A 19,795-nucleotide genomic window follows, 5' to 3' on the forward strand; every position below is an offset into this window, starting at 1 on the left:
CTCGCTCGAGGCGTATGTGGCGTAAGTTCGGCCTATGGTCGAGCAGTCGGTGCCCGAGAGGCCGATGCGTGAGGTCGGCGGATACCGCCTGCTCCACGTGCTCGGCTCCGGCGGTATGGGCACCGTCTACGAGGCGGTCGACGCCGAGGACCACCGCGTCGCCGTGAAGCTGCTGCACCCGGCGTTCAGCGCGGACGATGCCGCCCGCGAGCGGCTGCGCCGTGAGGTGGCCACCCTGCACCGGGTGCGGGGTGAGCACGTGGCGCGGGTGCTGGACGCCGAGGCCGACTCCGCCGAGGCCTTCATTGTGACCGAGCTGATCGACGGGCAGTCCCTGGAGGACTCCGTGCGCGAGCACGGACCGTTGGACGCCGAGGAGCTCGCCGAGCTCGCGGACGGGCTGGCGACCGCGCTGGAGGCGATCCACGCCGTCGGGGTGGTGCACCGGGACCTCAAACCCGGCAACGTGATGCTCACCGACGATGGGCCCGTGGTGATCGACTTCGGCATCTCCCAGCTGGCTGACGACCCGCGGCTCACCCGGACCGGTCTGGTGACCGGGACGCCCGGGTACGTGGACCCGGAAGTGATGCGCGGCGCCGACCCCGGTCATGTCGGGGACTGGTGGGGGTGGGCCGCGGTACTGGTGTTCGCGGCCACCGGGCGCGGACCGTTCGGACGCGGACAGGGAGTGCTGCTGCGGGTGGAGTCGGGCCGGGTGGATACCGACGGTCTGTCCCCGCGGGTGGCGCAGGTGCTGCGGCGTGCGCTGCACCCCGATCCGGAACGGCGGATGAAGCCCGCCTCGGTACGGCAGGCGCTCACCGATCATGCCGCCGGCCGCGAGGTGACGTCATTGCTGAGCGAGTCCGAGGCGGCGTCTGCGGGCGTCGGCGCGGCGGACGGGAGCGCACCGGCGACCGACCGGCTGCCCGCTGGCGATGCCACGGACGTGGTGGATGAGTCGTGGCAGGACCGCGCGGATGAGGGGTTCGCGGAGCCCGTCGGCCCGTTGCCCCCGACGATCCCGCCCGGGAGCCCAGGTGCTCCCGTCGGTGATGCGCAGGCTTCGCACACCTCCGTGATGCCGCAGGAGCTGCGAGAGCAGTACCCCCCGACGGCGCACGGCTGGGACGCGACACCGCCGTCACCGGTGTCCGAGACGTCCCCGCCCCCGACGCCGGCCGAGATGGTCGGGCCGGGCGGAGCGCCGCCTGTGCCCGCCGGCGCGGGACCCGATGCTGGGGTGCAGCCCTGGCCCAGCTGGGCGGTGCCGGCACCGGTACGTGGCTGGCTGACGTTCGCGTGGTTCGCGGCGCTCGCGCTCGTCGGCGGGCTCTATCCCTCACTCGTGATCCTTGCGGCGGTGGCGCTGCTCATCCTGTTCGGGTCCGTGGGGTCCGGCGGCCGGGCGTTGCGCCAGCGTCGGATGCGACGCGGCAAGGGACGCTGGGACCTGCCCATGGCAACCGTCTCCTATCCGCTGCACCTGGTGCTCGGCATCCTGCTGACGTTGCCAGGAGTGATCGTGGCCGCCGCGGGAGCGGTGATCGTGTGGGTGCTCGGCGCCCAGGCGATCCCCATGACCTACCTGGTGCCCGGCACTGTCGCGGTGTCACTGCTGCTGCTGTGGTGGACCCCGTCCAGCGGAAGTGCGCGTGAAGGAGAACGCTCGGTGCTGCGCCGGATCGCGCCCCCGGGAGCGGCGGCCGCCGTGTGGGTGCTGCTGGCCTGCGGGGTGGGGGTGACGGCGCTCGCGATCCTGGCATTGGGCGGATCGGTTGTCGAGTGGTGGCCGTTTCCCGAGCCGCCGGTCGACTTCTTCTGATCGCCGCACCGCTGGGCGACGCGTCAGAGGGGCGAGTGCTGAGCCGCGTATCCTTGCTGCCATGCCCGGCACGTTCACCCCTGCGCGCGCTCTCCAGCGCGCGGTGAGGTCTGTCCGCGGCCCAGGTGCCTTCTCACCGGTCGCCCTGGTGTCGCTGCTGACCGGGTGGTCGGTGCTCTCGGTGGTGCTCGGGCGGGTGTTGCTGCCCGCCGAGTGCGTCCGGGCAGACGGCATGATGGGCTTCCTCGCGGCGAACCTGGCCCAGATGCGCTCGGTGGCCGAGTGCCCCACCGGCACGCTCGGCTACGGCCCGCACACGGCCGCCGTCGTGGCCGGGTTCGGCACGCTGCTCGCCGCTGCCGTGACCGCCCACCTCGCAGCCTCCGGCCTCGTGTACTGGCTCACCCGAGCCGCCCGCGCCGTCCAGCGGGCGCTGCTCTCGCTCGCAGCCCGGCTGCCGCGCGCCCGCCGAGCCGCCGCGGCCACCCCTCGACCGCCGTTGCGCCCCTGGGTGGCGACGGCGACCCAGATTCCCACCCTCCTGCCACCGGTCTGGCGCCGGGGTCCGCCGGTGCTCGCCTGAGCATCTGAACCCCCTCACCCGATCCGCAGGCCGCTGGAAGCGGCCGGACAAGGACCCCACTTCCATGCCTTCCTCCAACAAGATGACCAAGACCGAGCGCCGCGAGGCGGCGCGCCTGGAGGCCGAGCGTCTCCGCAAGATCCAAGCCAAACAGGACAAGCGCAACCGCGGCATCCTCATCGTGGTGGTCGTCGCCGTCGTGGCGCTGATCGCCGTCGCCGGTGTGATGATCTACCAGTCCGCGGGCCGCACGCTGCTGTCGGACTACGAGGGTGAGAGCCCGGCCGGCTCGGACCTGCACGGCGGTATCACCTTCGGGGCGGACGGCGTCGGCTCGCCCAACGAGGGAGCCCCGACCGTAGACATCTACGTCGACTTCCAGTGCCCGCACTGCGCGAGTTTCGAGGAAGTCAACGGCGAGGACGTCATTCAGGCTGTTGCCGACGGGGATGCCACGGCTGTCTACCACCCGGTCGACTTCCTGGACAACGCAGCGATGAACTCCACGCGGACGGCGAACGCCTTCGCCGTCGTGGCCACCGAGGCGCCGGAGGCTGCGATGGACTTCATGACGCTGATGTTCGAGAACCAGTCCAGCACCGAGTTCACCGACGAGCAGATCGCGCAGGTCGCGGTCGAGGCCGGCGTGCCGCAGGAGGTCGCCGACACCTTCGCCGAGGGCACCTACCACGAGTGGATCGAGCTCGCGTCCGATCAGGCCTCCCGCGACGGCTACACGGGGACGCCCACGATCGTCATCGACGGTGAGGTGTGGGGGACGGACGAGAATGACCCGGCCGGCCAGTGGACCACCCCGGGCGCACTCCTGGAGGAGATCCAGAGCCGTTGAGTCCGGTCGGCGGGCCGGGAGCGGAGTCGTTCCCGGCCTGCCGAATCTGGCACACTCGACTCGCCTGGATCTTCCGGGCGCGCCACCTTAGCTCAGTTGGTAGAGCACCCGCCTTGTAAGCGGACGGTCGTCGGTTCGAGTCCGACAGGTGGCTCCACGCGGGCGCTGAGTGTCGACGACGACGCCACGCCACGTACCGTAGAGGGGTGACCGAGACACCCGCACCGCCCGCACTCGCCTACGTGATCGCCGGTTCTGAGGCGACCGGCGGCGCCGGTATCCAGGCGGACCTGAAGACGTTCCAGGCACTCGGTGCCTACGGCTTCGGCACCCTGACCTGCATCGTCTCCTTCGACCCGGCGAATGACTGGGGGCACCGGTTCATCCCCGTCGATCCGCAGGTGATCGCCGACCAGATCGAGGCCGCCGTGGCCTGCCATGCTCCCGACGTGGTCAAGATCGGGATGCTCGGCACCCCGGCCACGATCGACACGGTGGCTGACTCCCTCGCCCAGCACCCCTGGCGGCACGTGGTCCTCGACCCGGTGCTGATCTGCAAGGGCCAGGAGCCTGGTGCCGCACTGGACACCGACACCGCGCTCACCGAACGGATCCTGCCGCTGGCCACCGTGGTGACCCCGAACGTCTTCGAGGCCCGCACCCTGGCTGGGATGGAGCGGATCGACTCGGTGGACGACCTCGTCGAGGCCTCCCAGCGGATCCACGCCCTCGGCCCGCGGTACGTCATCGCCAAGGGTGGCGTGGAGCTGGACGGACCGGACGCCGTCGACGTGCTCTACGACGGTGAGCGCACCACTGTGGTGAGTACCCCGAAGATCGGGCAGGAGCGGGTCAGCGGTGCCGGATGCACCTTCGCCGCGGCCGTGACGGCCGAGCTCGCCAAGGGAGCCGAGATCACCGATGCGGTGCGCGTGGCGAAGCAGGTGGTGACCCAGGGCATCCTGGACCGCCTCGGCTCCCACGCCCCGTTCGACGCCGTCCGACTCACCGGGGCCGAGAACCTGGCGGCCGGTCTCGTGCAGGTGCGCACTTCCTAGCGGCAAAGCCGCCCTGCCACCTGCCGGATCCGCTTAGGCTCGCATCCATGCGACCCGAGCACCTGCACCTGTTCCGCCACCCCGGTACCCCCGCCGCACACCCCAGCGGCGCCTGGGCCGTGGTCGCCATCACCCGCCCCGACACCGAGGCCGACGCCTACCGCTCGTCGCTGTGGCGCCTCGATCTGGACAGTGGCGAGCTGCGCCCGTTCACCCATGGACCAGGCGATACCGAACCCGTGTTCTCCCCGGACGGGAAGTGGTTGGCCTTCGTCCGAGCCGCCACGGGGGAGAAGCCACAACTTGCGCTGATGCCCGCCGACGGCGGAGAGTCCCGTGTGCTGACCGCCCACCCGAGCGGGGTGTCCGGCCGGCCCGTGTTCTCCCCGGACTCGACCCGCCTCGCGTACACGGCGCGCGTGCCCGAGCACGGCCGGTACGGGACCGCCGACGGCGTCGGTGCAGATGCCGAGGCCCCGCGCCACATCACGCGGCTCACCTACCGTGTGGACGGAGCCGGATACCACCTGGACCGACCGCAGCACGTGTTCGTGGCCGACCTTCCTGCGCTGCTCGACCCTCAGGACGACCCACCAGCAGGTTCCTCCAAGAACGACGACGAGGCTGATCACACCCCACAGCTGGGAGCCGCCGGCGTTGTCGTGACGCAGGTGAGCAGCGAGGGTGTGGACCACCGCAGCCCGGTGTGGACGCCCGACGGGGCAGCGCTGCTGACGGTGCGGGCGGTCCCGGACGCGATCGCCGGTGACCTGGTGCTGCACCCGGCCACCGAACGGTCCGAGCCCACCGTGCTCGACGTGGGTGCGCTGAGCCCCGGTACGGTCGCGTTCGGTCGTGACGGTGAGCTCTGGCTGTTGCTCAGTGATCAGGGGCCGGAGCGGATGGACTTCGTCGGGCGCTCCCCGGCGCTGTACCGCGCGGCGCTCGAGGGCACGGCGGTCAGCGGACTGGAGCGGCTCACCGATCCCACCACGCAGACCCTCGGTGGCGTACTGGAACCCATACCTGGCGGGGTGTTTCTGGTGGGCGTTCGCCGCGGCACCAGTCCGGTGCTGCGCTGGCGGGAAGGGGCGCTCACCCCGGTGCTCGATGGGACCGTGGACACCTCCGCAGTGACCGTGGTCGGCAACGACGGCACGGCGCTCGCCGTGGCGTCGGGGACCGACTCCGTGGGTGAGGTGTGGCTGTTACCTGCTGAGCACGACCCTCGGCGGCTGACCGACCTCTCCGCCCGGCTGCGTGCCGAGGCGGGCGTGATCGAGCCCGTGGAGCTGGAAGCTGCCAGCGTCGGTCGTTACCCGGTGCACGGCTGGGTGGCCATGCCTCCGGACGGCGGAGGCCCGCACCCGGTGCTGCTGCTGATTCACGGCGGCCCTGCCGCCCAGTACACGCCGACGTTCTTCGACGAGGTGCAGACCTATGCGGAGGCGGGCTACGCCGTCGTGTTCTGCAACCCCAGGGGATCGCTCGGCTACGGCGAGGAGCATGCCCGGGCGATCATCGAGGGCTTTGGTGACCGCGACGCTGCCGACATCCTCGCGTTCCTGGATGCTGCCCTGGCCGCGCACCCGCAGCTCGACGCCGACCGGGTGGGCGTGCTGGGCGGCTCTTACGGGGGGTACATGACCGCGTGGCTGACCACCCGGACGACGCGGTTCGTGGCCGCCATCGTCGAACGTGGCTTCCTCGATCCGGTGAGCTTCGTGGGGTCGGCGGACATCGGTTGGTTCTTCCCGCACGCTTACCTGGGTGGCGACCCGGCTCGGATCGCTGCGCAGAGTCCGATGGCGCACGTGGACCAGGTACGGACCCCGACCCTGGTGATCCACTCCGAACAGGACTGGCGTTGCCCGGTGGAGCAGGGGCAGCGGTGGTACACCGAGCTGCGGCTGCGGGACGTCGACGCCGAGCTGTTGCTGTTCCCCGGTGAAGGGCACGAGCTGAGTCGGTCCGGCCGTCCCCAGCACCGGGTGGCGCGGTTCGAGCACATCCTGCGGTGGTGGGCCAAGCACTTGCCGGTCGGGTAGTGGCCCGTGACGATCGCTCAGCGGCGATAGCGCCGGGCCAGGTTCTCGGCGGTGGACGGACCGTCCGTGACCGGAGCGATCCACGGGCCGGTGCCCGCCGCGGGGTCGAGCACGCCCTCCTCCGCCCACGTGAAATCGCCGGAGAGTACCTGTGCGGCCAGCGCCTCGTCTCCGGAGTCACTGTTGCGCCACAGCTCGCGGAAGAGCCGCTCCACCCGCACCCTGGACTGACGGCAGAACGCGTCGGCGAGCCGCTGCCTGCTGCCAACCTCCGGGGTGCGGGCCGCGTGCGCCTGCACCGCGGTCTGGGCGAACAGCTCGGCCCCGATGTCGACCACCCGGGCGAGGAAGCCCTGCCGCTTCTCCAGCCCGCCCTGCCACCGGACCATGCCGTAGAAAGTGTTCCGGGCGAGCCGGCGGGAGGTCCGCTCGACGTACCGCAGTGCGGGGGCGGCCGGCCCGTAGGAGGCGAACGAGCCCGGCAGGTCACCGGCACCGGTCGCCAGCCGAGGCAGCCAGCCGGCGTAGAACACGGCGGCGTCGGTCGCTGCCCGGGTGCGGGCCGCGGAGTCGGCCTCGGGATCGATCAGCGCGCCGGCCACCCGCAGGTGCTCGTCCACCGCCTCGCGGGCGATCAACAGGTGCATGATCTCGCTCGAGCCCTCGAAGATGCGGTTGATCCGCAGGTCGCGCAGCAGCTGCTCGGCCGGGACGGCGCGTTCCCCGCGTGCTGCCAGGGAGCGAGCGGTCTCGTACCCCCGGCCCCCGCGGATCTGCACCATGGCATCGGCCACCTGCCAGGCCATCTCGCTGCACCACAGCTTCGCCAGTGCAGCCTCGATCCGGATGTCGGCGCTCTCGGAGTCGGCCAGTTCGGCGGCGAGCTGGACCACTGCCTCCTGCGCATACGTGGTAGCGGCGATGAAGGCGACCTGGTGTGCGATCGCCGCATGCTTGCCGATCGGGGCACCCCATTGCACCCGCTCGCGCGCCCACTGGCGAGCGATGGTCAGCGACCACTTGCTGCCCGCCACGCACAGGGCGGGGATGGACAGCCGCCCGGTGTTCAGGGTGGTGAGCGCGATCTTCAGGCCCTTGCCCTCGGCACCGACCACATTGCGCGCCGGCACCCGCACCTGATGGAACCGCACGACCGCGTTCTCCAGCCCACGCAGACCCATGAACTCGTTGCGGCGTTCGATCGTGATGCCGGGGGTGTCGGCCTCCACGATGAACGCGGTGATCCCGCCCCGCTCGCCGTCCTCACCGGGCGGCACCCGCGCCATCACCACGAACACCTCGGCGAGCACGGCGTTGGTGGCCCACAGTTTCACGCCGTCGATCAGGTAGTCGCCGTCAGGGGTGCGGGCTGCGCTCGCGTGCAACCGTGCCGGGTCGGACCCGACGTCCGGTTCGGTGAGCAGGAAAGCCGAGATCGCCCCTTCGGCACAGCGGCGTAGGTAGTGCTCTTTCTGCTCCGGGGTGCCGAACACCTTGACCGGTTCGGGCACCCCGATCGACTGGTGGGCCGAGAGCAGGGCGCCGAGGCTGGGGTTCGCGCTCCCGGCGAGCATCAGGGCGCGGTTGTACTCCACGTGCGAGAGCGCCATCCCGCCGTACTCGCGCGGGATCGTCATCCCGAACGCGCCGATCCGGGCGAGGCCGGCCAGGACGTCGTCGTCGATGCGGTCCTCGGCCTCGATCCGCGCCCCGTCCACGTGCTCGGCCAGGTAGTCGCGCAGGTCGGTCAGAAACGACTCCGCCCGGGGATCTGCCGTCGGGGCGGGTGCACCCGGCCAGAGCACCTCCGGGCGGAACCGTCCCAGGTAAAGTTCGCGCGCGAACGAGGCCTGGGTGAACTCGCTGCTGCGTGCCTCTTCGGCGACCCGGCGGGCTTCCCGCGCGGTGACCTCCGGTTGCGACATGAGAGCCTCCTCGGATGCTCCCACCAGTCTGGAGGGCCGGGGGCGTGCCCGCCAGCGGGCGGTGCCGGGGAGGTCCGCCGGCGCAGCCTCAGCTCATCGGCCGCGTCGCCCTCGATTGCGGGGATGGTTGCGTGCGGTGCGTTCATTGCCCCGCTTGTAGTTGCCGGTCAGCCGGGCCATCAGTTCCTGCGGGTCCTCCCGCTCCACCCGGGCGAGGAACTCGGCCGCGCGGTCGCCTCGCAGCACGACGGCGGAGCGCCCGTGATGGGTGATGGTCACCTGGGTGCCGTGGACGGTGTAGGCGAAGCCGTGCGCGTCAGGCATCGAATCGCCCCTCCGGGTCGGGGAAGGACACCGGGCGAGGCTGGGGTCGCTTCGGTGGGCGTTCGTCACCGGAGGAGCGCCCACGCAACCGGCGGGCGGCCCACGGGTAGACGTCCCGGGCCATCCACTCCGCGTCCGAGCGCAGACGCTCGGTGGCCGGGCGCACCGGCAGGCGCGGCAGTGGGACCTGCCAGTTCGCGTGCTCCGGCGTCATACCCAGTGCCACCAGGGCGGCGTCGGCCACCCGTGCGTGCCCGAGGCTGCTCAGGTGGATCCGGTCCTCGGCCCACATCCGCCAGTCCTGCAGCGGGTGCAACCCCCAGATGTCGAGCACCATCGCGCCGTGCCGGGCGGCGATGGACCAGATGTGCGCGTTGTAGATGGCGACCTTGGGGCGGATACGTCGCAGCAGTCCCGCGTTGCGGGTGTCGGTACCGGTGGCGAGGAGAACGTCGGCGCCACAGTTGCGGGCCGTCCGGACTGCGCGGTCGAGGTCCACGGCGAGACGGTCCGGGTCCGAACCTGGCCGCAGCAGGTCGTTCCCGCCACCCACGATGGAGACCAGGTCGGGCTCGGCAGCGAGGGCGCGGGGCAGCTGGTCGGTGAGGATCGGACCGAGCAGGCGGCCACGGACGGCCAGGTTGGCGTACTCGAGCGGTTCGAACTCGTGGGAGGCCTGGCGCAGGGCGATCGCGGCCGCCAGGCGGTCGGCCCACCCGTGCAGCGCACCGGGCTGATCGGGGTCCTCGTCCCACAGCCCCTCGGTCATGCTGTCACCGATCGCGACATAGCGCCGCCACGGGGGTGTCGGGCTCGCGGTGCTCACCGGTCCTTCTTATCGGGTCTGGTGGCGGGCGCGCTACGGGATTTGCCTCAGGGGAGGGTCCAGTCGATCGGGGTGCCGCCTTGTTCGGTGAGGAGTTCGTTCGCACGGGAGAACGGTCGCGACCCGAAGAAGCCGCGTGATGCTGAGAGCGGGCTTGGGTGCGTGGTGGCAATGATCGGCGTCTGGCCGAGGAGTGTGCGCAACGACTGCGCATCACGTCCCCACAAGATCGCCACCAACGGTTGGTCACGTGCGACCAGCGCACGGATCGCGGCGTCGGTCACGCGTTCCCATCCTTTGCCACGGTGCGACGCGGGTTCACCGGGCTGCACTGTCAGGCTGCGGTTGAGCAGCAGCACCCCGGCGTCCGCCCACGGTGTCAGGTCTCCGGTGCTCGGTGCGGGCAGACCGAGATCCTCACTCAGCTCGCGGTAGATGTTCTGCAGCGAGCGGGGGATGGGGCGTACGTCCGGTTGCACCGAGAACGACAGGCCCATCGCGTGACCGGGGGTGGGGTAGGGGTCCTGACCCACGATCAGCACGCGGACCTGCTTCAGCGGGCGGGTGAATGCCCGGAGTACGTGCTCCCCGGCGGGCAGGTAGCCGCGTCCGGCGGCAATCTCCGCACGGAGGAAGTCACCCATCGCATGGATCTCGTGTTCCACCGGGGCCAGAGCCCTGGCCCAGCCAGGGTCGATGATGTCGGCCAAGGGACGCTGCGGGGGTGAGGTCGAGTTCACCCCACCCAGCCTAGGACGAGATTGTCCGCCGTCGGCAGCCCTGTGGCGATATCACAGCACGCGCCGTCGGAGGCGAATGACACGCGTGTCGTTTGCCTCTAGGATGAGCGAAAGTTCGACAGTTCGAGGCACGTACCCAGGAGGACCGATGGCGGCAGCGCAACCGCTCACCACGCCGAGCAACACGGTCGAGGTCGGCGAGCTCAGCGAACGGGACGCCGAGATCCTCGCCTTCGAGCGGCAATGGTGGAAGTACGCAGGCGCCAAGGAAACGGCGATCCGAGACCTGTTCGACATGTCGGCCACCCGGTACTACCAGGTGCTGAACGCGCTCATCGACGAGCCCGCCGCCCTGGCTGCCGAGCCGATGCTGGTGAAGCGGCTGCGCCGGATGCGCAGCACGCGGCAGCGGGAGCGATCCGCTCGCCGGCTCGCATCGGACCTCTGAACACCTCGCCGGCACGTTAACCTGCCGCAGTGAGCACACAGGATCCGTATCCCTACGACGAGGACGAGTTCGACGCACTCGGCGACGATCGCGTCCCGCAGGGCGTGCACCGCGCGCCGGTACCGTGGTGGCGGCAGGCGTTGCCCTTCCTCGTGGTGCTCATCCTGGCGCCGATCCTCGCGTTCGTCGTGGTGCAGGCGGTCTCCGATCAGTCCTCCGTCGGGCCGGAGGCCTCGCCGACCGTGAGCGAGTCGACCACCGGCGAGGACGCCGAGGGGGACGCCGATGGCGGCCAGACCGAGGAGCCCTCGGACGAGCCGACGGAGACGGAGGATCCCACTGAGACAGCCGAGCCCACCGACGAGCTGACCGAGGAGCCGAGCGAGACCGTCGATCTGGATCAAGGGCTGAACGTCTGGGTGCTCAACGGAGCCGGCGTCGTCGGTCTGGCTGGTGAGACAGCGGGCATCCTCGGTGACGCCGGCTGGTCTAACGTGGTGGCCGACGACTACGGCTTCAACCAGCCCACCGATTCGACCATCTACTACCGCGACGCGGAGATGGCTGAAGAGGCCGAGGCGATCGGCGAGGAGGTCGGCATCTCGACTGTCGTCGAGGACGCCTCTGCCGCCCCGAACGGCATCTATGTCGTGCTTCGCCCCGACTTCGTGAACTGACGCTGCGCAGCGACGGCCTGGAGGTGGGGGCCGCCGCTAGAGATGGTGGTCGTCCAACGTCGTGAGCGTGAGCAGGACCAGGGCGGCCGACCAGGCCAACGGCGCGACAGCGGCGGGCGAACCGTCCGGCCCCACCTTCTCCGGGATCGCGCCGGAGGCGGTCCGGTGACCGTCGACCCAGGTGAGGTAGTCGGTGGCGAGCGCCTCGTCCCCGAGTGTGGCCGCCGTCCAGGCGTACAGCGTGGTCTGCGGTGTCCACGAGAGGGAGGTCTCCGGCCAGGACGTGCCTGGTGCCAGGCCGCCGCCGGGGCGAGCCATTCCGGCCATCGAGGCACGCCATGCACTTTCTGCGCCAGGCAGCGGCTCGGCGAGGAAAGGAGGGAGCAGAAAGGCGGTGGCGGCGTCGCGTGCGTGCCTGCCCGGATACCGGCCGTACCCGCTGGCACCGAAACTCTGCTCGATCGCACCGCGCAGGGCGGTGGCGGCGTCGGCAGTCTGCTCCGATCGGTCCGGGTCTCCGGCCAGCCGGTACAGGCGGGATGCTGATTCCAGCCCGGCGAGCACGGGGGCAGCGGTGCCGAGTGTCACCCTGTCCTCGGCGTGTTCCCAGTAGTCCGCCGACGGCGCGGGCAGGTGGTCCGGGCCGGACACCTGGTCGAGCAGGAAGGTGGTCGATCGCTGCAGCAGCGGAGCGAACTGCTGCAACAGTGCCTGGCTGTCCAACTGTGCCGCCGGTGAGCGATCGACGTCGTTGGCCACCCGCTCCAGGGCCCAGACCGCCCACGCCGTCCCGTCGGTCTGCAGCCCGCGATCGTCCGGAGGCACCCCCTCGGTGCTGTACCGGGCATGGAAGCTGCCGTCCTCGGACTGGACGTCCTGGAGGAAGGTCAGAGCGGTGACGGCGTCGGTGCGGTGACCGGTCGCCGTCAGGGCAGCGGCGATGAACGCGGTGTCGCGGGGCCACACGTAGCGCCATCGTGGCATGGCGCCTGCGATCGGCCCGTCGCCCGCGCTGATCAGCGCATGCAGGTCGAGGAGCGCGGCGTCCGCGAGGTCGTCATAAGGGCCGCCCGAGACGGGTGCGCTGCCGGACTCGAGCCATTCGAGGGTCTCCTCGGCGCGCTCGGCGGCGGCCCGGCGGGTGTCCGGTGCTGCGTCCGGGCCGGGATCGATGACACGCGTACCGGCGAGGTAGTCGACTGGTTCCCCCGCCGGGACGATCACCAAGGTGCCATCCGGTGCGATGCCGATGCCCTCCTGGTAGAGCTCCACGTGATCCACGCGATTGCGGGGCGCGCTCAAAGCAGCGACAGCGATGAGCGCGCCGATGGCGACGATCACCGTGAGCGCGAGGAGCGGGCGCTGGGACATCGTTCGTAGCCTAGCCACGGCAACGTGACCCACGATCGTTATACATCCGTGATACGGACTCTGCGCTCTCAAAGGTTGAACGGCCGTAGAGTCTGCGTGGGAGACGTGCGCGCTGCGGCGTGCATCTCGTCCGCCCTTTCACCCATGTCCCGGCCGTAGTTCTTCGCGCGCTGGGGCTCCATAAGCACACAAGGCTCGGGGGAGTACGTGCAATCACAGATTGATACGGCGCGCAGACGGACGCGTCGCCGGTGGCAGAGGCCGCTGGCAGGAGCGACGGCAGCCGTTGCGACGGTCGCACTGGGGGCCCTCGGGCTCTCCGGCACGTTGTCGCCGGCAGCAGCGCTGGCGACAGACACGTCGGAGGCCGAGGGGCGTCTGCTCACCGGCGGTGGGGCGATCAACCTCAACGACATCGTTGCACTGGACGGTGCCTACAGCGCCGACCCGACAGCGCCCGGCGAGGTCCAGAACCCGCTGTCGCTCGAGGTTCTGAACTCGCTCAACCTCGACCTTGGCAGCGGGGTCCAGCTCCTCGGCGACAACGGGGTACTTGCGGTCGGTGCGCTGGCGCAGTACGCCCGCACCGGTGACGGCGAGGTGCCGTTCGCTTCGGCAGGTGCGATCAACGCCGACGGCTCCATCGCCGTGGGCGGGTCGGGTCCCGGCGACAACGCCTACCTCGACCTCACGCCACTGCTGACGCAGGCCGGTCTGGACACACTGCTCGACCAGGCTCGCGTTGAGCTCGGCGCGCTCTCGGCCACGGCCACCACTGATGTGGACGGCAACCCGGTCGGTGACTACCAGATCGCTGACGGCACGCTGATTCTGAGCAGCCCGACGATTGCCGGGCTCAGCGGCACGCTGTCGGACAGCCTGGGCACGGTGTCTGACCCGATCAACGGCCTGGTCGGTGAGGGTGGCGCGATCGACACCACGCTCAACCCGCTGCTGGTCGACCTGACCGACACGCTCAACACACTGCTGCTGGGCGTCGGATCGATCGACGAGCTGGGTGTCACGGCCACGGTCGATCTCGACCTGCAGGCGGCACTGACCGCGGTTCTCGAGGAGCCGCTGACCAGCCCGGACTCGGCAGTCACCATCGACCTGAGCACCGGCGAGGTGAGCGTCGACCTGGCTCGCCTGGTGGCGGACACTCAGGGTGGCGACTACGACGGCACGCTGAACGGTCTCCCGGTGAACACCGAGGTCCTGGGTCCGGACGTGATCCAGGCTGCGCTCGATGGTGCGATTGGTTCCACGCTGGACCAGATCCCCGCGCTCGTCGTCAACGCGATCACCGATGCGTTGCACGCGGCGGACGTGAACATCGCTATCACCGGTGACATCGCCCTGCTGGGAGTGTCGGTCGGTACCGTCGACGTCCAGCTGTCTGGCACGCTGGGCGACTTCGCGGGCGTGGAAGGCTCCGTGCCGCCCACCGTCGACACCTCCGGCACAACCGTCGCCGGTCTCCCCGTGGGAACGATCGTCGAGCCGATCCTGCAGGCTGTCACCGACACGATCCTGCCGGCTCTGGTCACCCCGATCAGTGAGGCGATCACCGACGAGGGAACGCTGGACACGATCTTCCGCCCAGCAGTGGAGGCTCTGAACACGGCGCTCTCGCCGCTGGCTCAGTTGATCACGGAGAACCTCGTCTCGCTGACCGCCAACGTGCAGGAGCAGCCGGGTGACTTCGTTCACCCGGACGGCTTCGATGACGATTCCTTCACGCAGCGCGCGCTGCAGCTCACTCTGCTGCCAACCACCACGGCAGCTCAGGTGAGCATCCCGTCGGCCACGGTGCGTCTCGACACTGAAGCAGGCTCGGACCCCGACACGGACGTGGACGCGTCCACGGACCCGGACAGCTCGACGGACCCGGACAGCTCGACGGACCCGGACAGCTCGACGGACCCGGACAGCTCGACGGACCCGGACAGCTCGACGGACCCGGACAGCTCGACGGACCCGGACTCCTCGACGGACCCGGACAGCTCGACGGACCCGGACAGCTCGACGGACCCGGACTCCTCGACGGACCCGGACTCCTCGACGGACCCGGACAGCTCGACGGACCCGGACAGCTCGACGGACCCGGACTCCTCGACGGACCCGGACTCCTCGACTGACCCGGACAGCTCGACGGACCCGGACTCCTCGACGGACCCGGACTCCTCGACGGACCCGGACTCCTCGACGGACCCGGACTCCTCGACGGACCCGGACTCCTCGACGGACCCGGACTCCTCGACGGACCCGGACTCCTCGACGGACCCGGACTCCTCGACGGACCCGGACTCCTCGACGGACCCGGACTCCTCGACGGACCCGGACTCCTCGACGGACCCGGACTCCTCGACTGACCCGGACTCCTCGACGGACCCGGACTCCTCGACTGACCCGGACTCCTCGACGGACCCGGACTCCTCGACGGACCCGGACTCCTCGACGGACCCGGACTCCTCGACGGACCCGGACTCCTCGACGGACCCGGACTCCGAAACGACTGCGGACACGAACACCAACGCCTCTGCATCGGCGTCGGCGTCAACGAACGCTGACGACGACAACAACGCGGCGGCTGAAGCGGCTGCTGAGGCTGCGGCCTACACCGACACCGACTCGAGCGCATCGGCTGAGTCCGACGTGAGCGCGGCGGCGGCGGCGCAGGCAGCTGCTGACGAGGACGCCTCACAGGACGCCTCGGCGGATGCCACCACGGATCCGGATGCTGCAGCTGCAGCGGCGGCTCAGGCGGCGGCCAACTCGGACGCCGACCCCGACACCGCTGCGGACACATCCGCAGAGATGTCGGCCAACGCTGACACCGACGCCACGTCGGAGTCCGCTGCGGCGGCTGAGGTGGCGGCTAACGCGGATGCGTCGACCGACGCCTCGGCGGCGGCTTCGGCGAACGCGAGTTCGGACGCTGACTCCGACGCTGATGCTGGTGAACTCAGGGCCACGGTGCGCTACCAGAGCATCGTCCGTGACACGGGTATCGAGCAGGAGGCCTACGGCTTCGGGTTCGAGCCGGGCGAAGAGGTCACGGTCACCGTGAACTCCACCCCGTTCGACATCGCTGCGGTCGCTGACGAGTCCGGCAACGTGACGGTCGCATTCCCGATCGACGCGGAGTTCGAGCTCGGCGACCACTTCGTCGAGATGACGGGTGCTGAGTCTGGGGAGATCCCCGCTGAGAACCTCGACACCGACTTCGTGGTGACTGAGGTGACCTCCGGTGGCGGTTCGTTGCCGGACACCGGTGCGGAGTTCGATGAGATGTTCGGCCTCATCGCCGCAGCGCTCATGTGCCTGGGTGCAGGGATCCTGCTCTCCGGCCGGAAGCGGAGCACAATGAGCTGATCTGCGAGAGCGGATGAGCACTGATCGAGGTTCGGTCCCGGGGTATCTTCCTTACCCCGGGACCGAACCTCGATCGTTCATGTCTCCTGGCATCATCGCCCTGGCGGGAAAGCGACAATGACGAGCAAGGACATCGATACAGCAGAAACATCGGCCGGCGAGAAGTCGTCGGACGATGCGGTTGTCGAGCACACATCCGATCGGTCGCGCACAGCGATGACGCCCCTCAAGCGGGTCATCGTTGTCGTGGCTGTCCTGTTCACCGCGTGGCACGTGTTCGCCACATTCCTCTGGATTGCACCTGCCTCTGGACTCCGGCAGGTGGTCCCGGGTGAGTTGTTGCGTGACTATATGATCCCGATGCACGGGCAGAGTTGGAGTGTCTTCGCCCCAGAGCCGATCAACGGTGACTACCGCCTTCAGGTCCGTGCCACCCTCAACCGGGACGGTGAGGAGATCGAGACCGAATGGGTCGACGCGACAGCAGCCGAGCTCGACATGATCACTCACAACCTCTTTCCGCCCCGTGCAGCGATCAGTGCCAACCAAGTCGCCGGTACGTTCCGGGGGGCCTATCTCGACCTCAACGATGAGCAGGAGGAGATCGCGGCGCTCGGCTACTACAGCGGCGACGACTGGCGTCAGCGTCTGGAGTCGGCTCTCCGCTCGCATGGCAATGCCGGCGCGGTTGCCGAGTACCTGCAAGCCGAGGAGCTCGCCAACGCGTACGCCACGCAGGCGGCTTACGCGATGTGGGGCGAGGACGTCGTGTTGGTGCAGTTCGTCATCAGCCGCCAGAACGTGGTGCCGTACGGGCAGCGCAACGATCCCGACGCCGAACGCCCCGCTGTCCAGCCGTATGTCACCGGTTGGCGTGGTCTCATCGAGTACCCGGGCCAATCGCGGGAACGGTTCGCGGAGATCTTTCGCCCGGCGGTCGAGGAGTCGACCCGATGAGTTCGCGCGCCCGCACCCTCGCCCGTACCAGCACCCGCGCCGCGGGGGCTCTTCTCGCAGATCTCTACGGCGCAGTCTCGTCCTTGGTGAACCGTACGCTGGCGTGGACCGAGAACTGGCTCGTCGGCGCCAAGCACGCCAGGTACGGACTTGCCGTGACGCGGATACTGCTCGGGCTGACGGCACTCGGCCTGCTGATTTCCAACTGGCGGACCCGTTACTACGCCTTCGGTAGTGGCTCGGTGTGGAACGGCGAGGCAGCCCAACCTCTGAGCGATTTTCCTCAGATCCCCCTGTTCAGCATCTTCCATCGGGTGGCGCTGAACGACTGGTCCTTCACCATCCTCTACCTCGCCCTTGCATGGCTTGCCATCCTGGTCATCTTGGGCTGGCGGATGAAGATTGTGCTGCCGATCTTTTTCGTGGCGTGGACGTCGTTCATCGAGATGAACGACACACTGGGCGACCAGGGTGACAACATGTTCCGCATCACCGTGCTGGCGTTGCTGTTCGCCGACACCGCCGGGAGATGGTCCCTGGATGCCCGTCGGCGTGCTGACGTCGAGAAGGAGACCGGTCCCTGGTTGCGGCGAGTGTGGAACGGTGAGCCGTGGGTGCCCGCGTGGTTGACGAACCTGTCCCACAACCTGGTTCTGGTCGCTGTCACGGCGCACGTGTGCTTCGTGTATGCCTCCGGTGCCCTGTTCAAGGCCGGTGGTGCGCCGTGGCAGCACGGGTACGCCATCTACAACCCGCTGCAGACGGTGCGTTTCGGATCCTGGCCGGAGCTGACCGATGTGCTCACCGCCTGGGCGCCGGTCGTCACGATCATCTCGTGGAGCTCGATCATCCTGCAGATGTGCTTCCCGATGATGCTGCTGTGGCGCCCCACCCGGGTGATCGGATTGTTTGGGATCACCTCCTTCCACGTGGGGATCGCCGTGCTGATGGGGCTGCCGTGGTTCTCCCTGGCGATGATCGCCATCGACGCGATCTTCATTCGCGACGTCACCTGGCGGTACATCTCCGACCGGATCGGTGGCGCCTGGCGGAACGCGCGCGCGGACGTGGAGGGCTCACCCAGGAAGCGGAGACCGGACCGAGAACGCCCCTCCGATCGCGCGCCTGCTGCCGAGCACATCTCGGCCTCCGGCTGACCGGGTACCGGGTGAGAAGGCAGACTGGACCTATGGGACGAACCAGCACGGACGTCGTCGTGATCGGTTCCGGACCGAACGGGCTGACCGCTGCGGTGACGCTCGCCCGCGCCGGGCTCGAGGTGACGGTGCTGGAAGCGCAGACCGTGCCCGGCGGTGGTGCGCGCACTCTCGACTCGCCCCTGGCCGACGGGGTTCGCCACGACGTCTGCTCGGCCGTGCATGCCCTGGCCCTGGCCAGCCCGGCCTTCCGTGAGTTCGATTTCGCCGCCCGCGGCGTGCAGCTGATCAGCCCGGAGACCTCCTACGCCCAACCCCTCGACGGCGGTCGTGCCGCCATTGCGTATCGCTCGCTCGGGCGGACCGTGGCCGAGCTCGGCACCGACGGGCCCGCCTGGCACCGGCTCTTCGGACCGCTCGTGGAGAACGCGGAGATGCTCACCGCGCTCGCGCTCGGGAACCGGCGCGAGCTGCCCGAGGGTGCACTGAGTGCCCGCGGGCTGGGTGCCATGGCTGCCGCTGCCGCACGCTTGGTGGAACAGGGCAGCCCCGCGTGGAACCTGCGCTTCACCGACGACCTCGCCCCGGCGCTGTTCACCGGTGTGGCCGCGCACGCGATCTCGACCCTGCCGAGCCCGGCCGCGGCCGGCACCTCGATCATGCTTGCCACGCTGGCGCACACGGTCGGGTGGCCCATCCCCGTGGGTGGGTCCGGGGCTCTGACGGCGGCCCTCATCGCTGATCTGGAAGCGCACGGTGGTCGCGTGGTCACCGACCATGAGGTGACTGCCTGGCACGAGCTGCCTCGTGCCCGCGCCTACCTCGCCGACCTCTCCCCGGCCGCCTTGGTGCGCATCTGGGGGGACCGGATGCGCCCGTCGGTGCGGGATGCGCTGGCCCGGTTCCGGTACGGCGATGCCGCCGCGAAGGTGGATTTCGTACTGTCCGGCCCGGTGCCCTGGGCGGACGAACGCGTCGGCGGCGCCGGTACGGTGCACGTGGGCGGGCTGCGGGAGGAGATGGCCTTTGCCGAGGCAGAGGTGGCCGCCGGCCGGGTGCCCGAACGCCCGATGATCCTGTTCTCCGACCCCACCATTGCCGACCCGGCGCGGGAGGTCGGGGGACTGCGCCCGGGATGGGCGTACACCCACGTGCCGGCATGGAGCGGCGCAGACGTGACGGAGGCCGTGACCGCACAGATCGAACGCTTCGCACCCGGCTTCCGGGACGTCGTCGTGAGCGCGCGGTGCACGCCCGCGAACCAGATGCCGGAGCACAATGCGAGCTATATCGGCGGTGACATCGCCTCCGGTGCCCTCTCGGTATGGCAGATGGCCGCCCGGCCGCGGCCCACGCTCGACCCGTACGCGACCTCGATCCCGGGTGTGTACCTGTGCTCGCAGTCAACACCGCCCGGGCCGGGTGTGCATGGCATGGCGGGCTGGCACGCCGCCCGCCGTGCGCTCACGCAACGCTTCTCCCTCCCCACCCCCTCCCTCGCCCCACGCTGACCCCGCTCACCGCTCGCAGTATGACCACCTCAGCCCGCGTGCCGAGCGCAACCTCGTGCGGCGGATCATGCGGGCAACGCCGCACAAGGTTGCGCTCGGCGGGGTTCGAGGAGC

Annotated in this window: 16 protein-coding genes and 1 tRNA gene; 12 read left to right on the top strand and 5 right to left on the bottom strand. The window is 69.9% G+C overall.

What is annotated here, in order from left to right; genetic code table 11:
* Positions 1–34 precede the first annotated feature (34 nt).
* The 6 genes from BLU77_RS18030 (at position 35) to BLU77_RS18055 (ending at position 6,367) form a co-directional block, all read left to right on the top strand.
* Positions 35–1,828 (top strand): serine/threonine-protein kinase, encoded by a 1,794-nt coding sequence (locus BLU77_RS18030; protein WP_089774403.1) that lies wholly within the window; start codon positions 35–37, stop codon positions 1,826–1,828.
* A gap of 61 nt (positions 1,829–1,889) precedes the next feature.
* A complete protein-coding gene (locus BLU77_RS18035; protein ID WP_089774405.1) occupies positions 1,890–2,411 on the top strand; it encodes a hypothetical protein in 522 nt (173 codons plus the stop codon).
* A 64-nt stretch (positions 2,412–2,475) separates the two neighbouring features.
* On the top strand, positions 2,476–3,261 hold the full coding sequence (locus BLU77_RS18040; RefSeq protein ID WP_089774407.1) for a DsbA family protein: 786 nt from the start codon (positions 2,476–2,478) through the stop codon (positions 3,259–3,261).
* Positions 3,262–3,342: 81 nt separating this feature from the next.
* A tRNA-Thr gene (locus tag BLU77_RS18045) sits at positions 3,343–3,418 on the top strand.
* Between the two features lie 49 nt (positions 3,419–3,467).
* Entirely contained in the window at positions 3,468–4,319 is an 852-nt protein-coding gene (gene thiD, locus BLU77_RS18050) for a bifunctional hydroxymethylpyrimidine kinase/phosphomethylpyrimidine kinase (protein ID WP_089774409.1), read from the top strand.
* A 47-nt stretch (positions 4,320–4,366) separates the two neighbouring features.
* On the top strand, positions 4,367–6,367 hold the full coding sequence (locus BLU77_RS18055) for a S9 family peptidase (RefSeq protein WP_089774411.1): 2,001 nt from the start codon (positions 4,367–4,369) through the stop codon (positions 6,365–6,367).
* A gap of 17 nt (positions 6,368–6,384) precedes the next feature.
* On the opposite strand, the gene BLU77_RS18060 is transcribed toward BLU77_RS18055, so the two are convergent.
* The 4 genes from BLU77_RS18060 to BLU77_RS18075 form a co-directional block, all read right to left on the bottom strand.
* Positions 6,385–8,292: an acyl-CoA dehydrogenase family protein gene (locus tag BLU77_RS18060; RefSeq protein WP_089774413.1), complete on the bottom strand. Its 1,908-nt coding sequence runs from the start codon at positions 8,290–8,292 to the stop codon at positions 6,385–6,387.
* Positions 8,293–8,385: 93 nt separating this feature from the next.
* Complete coding sequence (locus BLU77_RS18065; protein WP_089774415.1) at positions 8,386–8,616, bottom strand: hypothetical protein; 231 nt, start codon at positions 8,614–8,616, stop codon at positions 8,386–8,388.
* Positions 8,609–9,442, bottom strand: coding sequence for an SGNH/GDSL hydrolase family protein (locus tag BLU77_RS18070; protein WP_089774417.1), 834 nt, complete (start codon positions 9,440–9,442; stop codon positions 8,609–8,611). Before BLU77_RS18070 ends, BLU77_RS18065 begins: the two co-directional genes overlap by 8 nt.
* 47 nt (positions 9,443–9,489) lie before the next feature.
* Positions 9,490–10,182 carry a uracil-DNA glycosylase gene (locus BLU77_RS18075; RefSeq protein WP_217632501.1) on the bottom strand — a complete coding sequence of 231 codons (693 nt, stop codon included), beginning with the start codon at positions 10,180–10,182 and terminating at the stop codon, positions 9,490–9,492.
* Positions 10,183–10,330: 148 nt separating this feature from the next.
* On the opposite strand from BLU77_RS18075, the gene BLU77_RS18080 reads away from it, so the two are divergent.
* Together BLU77_RS18080 and BLU77_RS18085 are read left to right on the top strand one after the other, a co-directional pair.
* Positions 10,331–10,630, top strand: a complete 300-nt coding sequence (locus BLU77_RS18080; protein WP_089774419.1) for a DUF3263 domain-containing protein — start codon at positions 10,331–10,333, stop codon at positions 10,628–10,630.
* A 29-nt stretch (positions 10,631–10,659) separates the two neighbouring features.
* Entirely contained in the window at positions 10,660–11,307 is a 648-nt protein-coding gene (locus BLU77_RS18085; protein WP_089774420.1) for a LytR C-terminal domain-containing protein, read from the top strand.
* 36 nt (positions 11,308–11,343) lie between these two features.
* Here BLU77_RS18085 and BLU77_RS18090 read toward each other — a convergent pair whose 3' ends face one another.
* Positions 11,344–12,678: a glycoside hydrolase family 15 protein gene (locus BLU77_RS18090; RefSeq protein WP_089774422.1), complete on the bottom strand. Its 1,335-nt coding sequence runs from the start codon at positions 12,676–12,678 to the stop codon at positions 11,344–11,346.
* A gap of 207 nt (positions 12,679–12,885) precedes the next feature.
* Here BLU77_RS18090 and BLU77_RS22240 point away from each other — a divergent pair, with 207 nt between their 5' ends.
* The 4 genes from BLU77_RS22240 to BLU77_RS18115 all read left to right on the top strand — a co-directional run bounded on the left by BLU77_RS22240 (position 12,886) and on the right by BLU77_RS18115 (position 19,681).
* Positions 12,886–16,056 carry a choice-of-anchor G family protein gene (locus BLU77_RS22240; RefSeq protein ID WP_175477205.1) on the top strand — a complete coding sequence of 1,057 codons (3,171 nt, stop codon included), beginning with the start codon at positions 12,886–12,888 and terminating at the stop codon, positions 16,054–16,056.
* Positions 16,057–16,272: 216 nt separating this feature from the next.
* Positions 16,273–17,013, top strand: coding sequence for a DUF5819 family protein (locus BLU77_RS18105; RefSeq protein ID WP_089775993.1), 741 nt, complete (start codon positions 16,273–16,275; stop codon positions 17,011–17,013).
* Positions 17,010–18,170: an HTTM domain-containing protein gene (locus BLU77_RS18110; RefSeq protein ID WP_089774424.1), complete on the top strand. Its 1,161-nt coding sequence runs from the start codon at positions 17,010–17,012 to the stop codon at positions 18,168–18,170. The genes BLU77_RS18105 and BLU77_RS18110 overlap by 4 nt, the downstream gene beginning before the upstream one ends.
* A gap of 32 nt (positions 18,171–18,202) precedes the next feature.
* A complete protein-coding gene (locus BLU77_RS18115; protein WP_089774426.1) occupies positions 18,203–19,681 on the top strand; it encodes a phytoene desaturase family protein in 1,479 nt (492 codons plus the stop codon).
* Positions 19,682–19,795 lie beyond the last annotated feature (114 nt).

This window comes from Ruania alba (genome assembly GCF_900105765.1).
GTDB lineage: Bacteria > Actinomycetota > Actinomycetes > Actinomycetales > Beutenbergiaceae > Ruania > Ruania alba.

What these genes read in the sequence shown, in the direction of transcription:
- BLU77_RS18030 (WP_089774403.1), top strand. Translation starts at nt 35, where the DNA reads ATGGTCGAGCAGTCGGTGCCCGAGAGGCCGATGCGTGAGGTCGGCGGA.
- BLU77_RS18035 (WP_089774405.1), top strand. Translation starts at nt 1,890, where the DNA reads ATGCCCGGCACGTTCACCCCTGCGCGCGCTCTCCAGCGCGCGGTGAGG.
- BLU77_RS18040 (WP_089774407.1), top strand. Translation starts at nt 2,476, where the DNA reads ATGCCTTCCTCCAACAAGATGACCAAGACCGAGCGCCGCGAGGCGGCG.
- BLU77_RS18055 (WP_089774411.1), top strand. Translation starts at nt 4,367, where the DNA reads ATGCGACCCGAGCACCTGCACCTGTTCCGCCACCCCGGTACCCCCGCC.
- BLU77_RS18060 (WP_089774413.1), bottom strand. Translation starts at nt 8,292, where the DNA reads ATGTCGCAACCGGAGGTCACCGCGCGGGAAGCCCGCCGGGTCGCCGAA.
- BLU77_RS18065 (WP_089774415.1), bottom strand. Translation starts at nt 8,616, where the DNA reads ATGCCTGACGCGCACGGCTTCGCCTACACCGTCCACGGCACCCAGGTG.
- BLU77_RS18080 (WP_089774419.1), top strand. Translation starts at nt 10,331, where the DNA reads ATGGCGGCAGCGCAACCGCTCACCACGCCGAGCAACACGGTCGAGGTC.
- BLU77_RS18090 (WP_089774422.1), bottom strand. Translation starts at nt 12,678, where the DNA reads ATGTCCCAGCGCCCGCTCCTCGCGCTCACGGTGATCGTCGCCATCGGC.
- BLU77_RS18105 (WP_089775993.1), top strand. Translation starts at nt 16,273, where the DNA reads ATGACGCCCCTCAAGCGGGTCATCGTTGTCGTGGCTGTCCTGTTCACC.
- BLU77_RS18110 (WP_089774424.1), top strand. Translation starts at nt 17,010, where the DNA reads ATGAGTTCGCGCGCCCGCACCCTCGCCCGTACCAGCACCCGCGCCGCG.
- BLU77_RS18115 (WP_089774426.1), top strand. Translation starts at nt 18,203, where the DNA reads ATGGGACGAACCAGCACGGACGTCGTCGTGATCGGTTCCGGACCGAAC.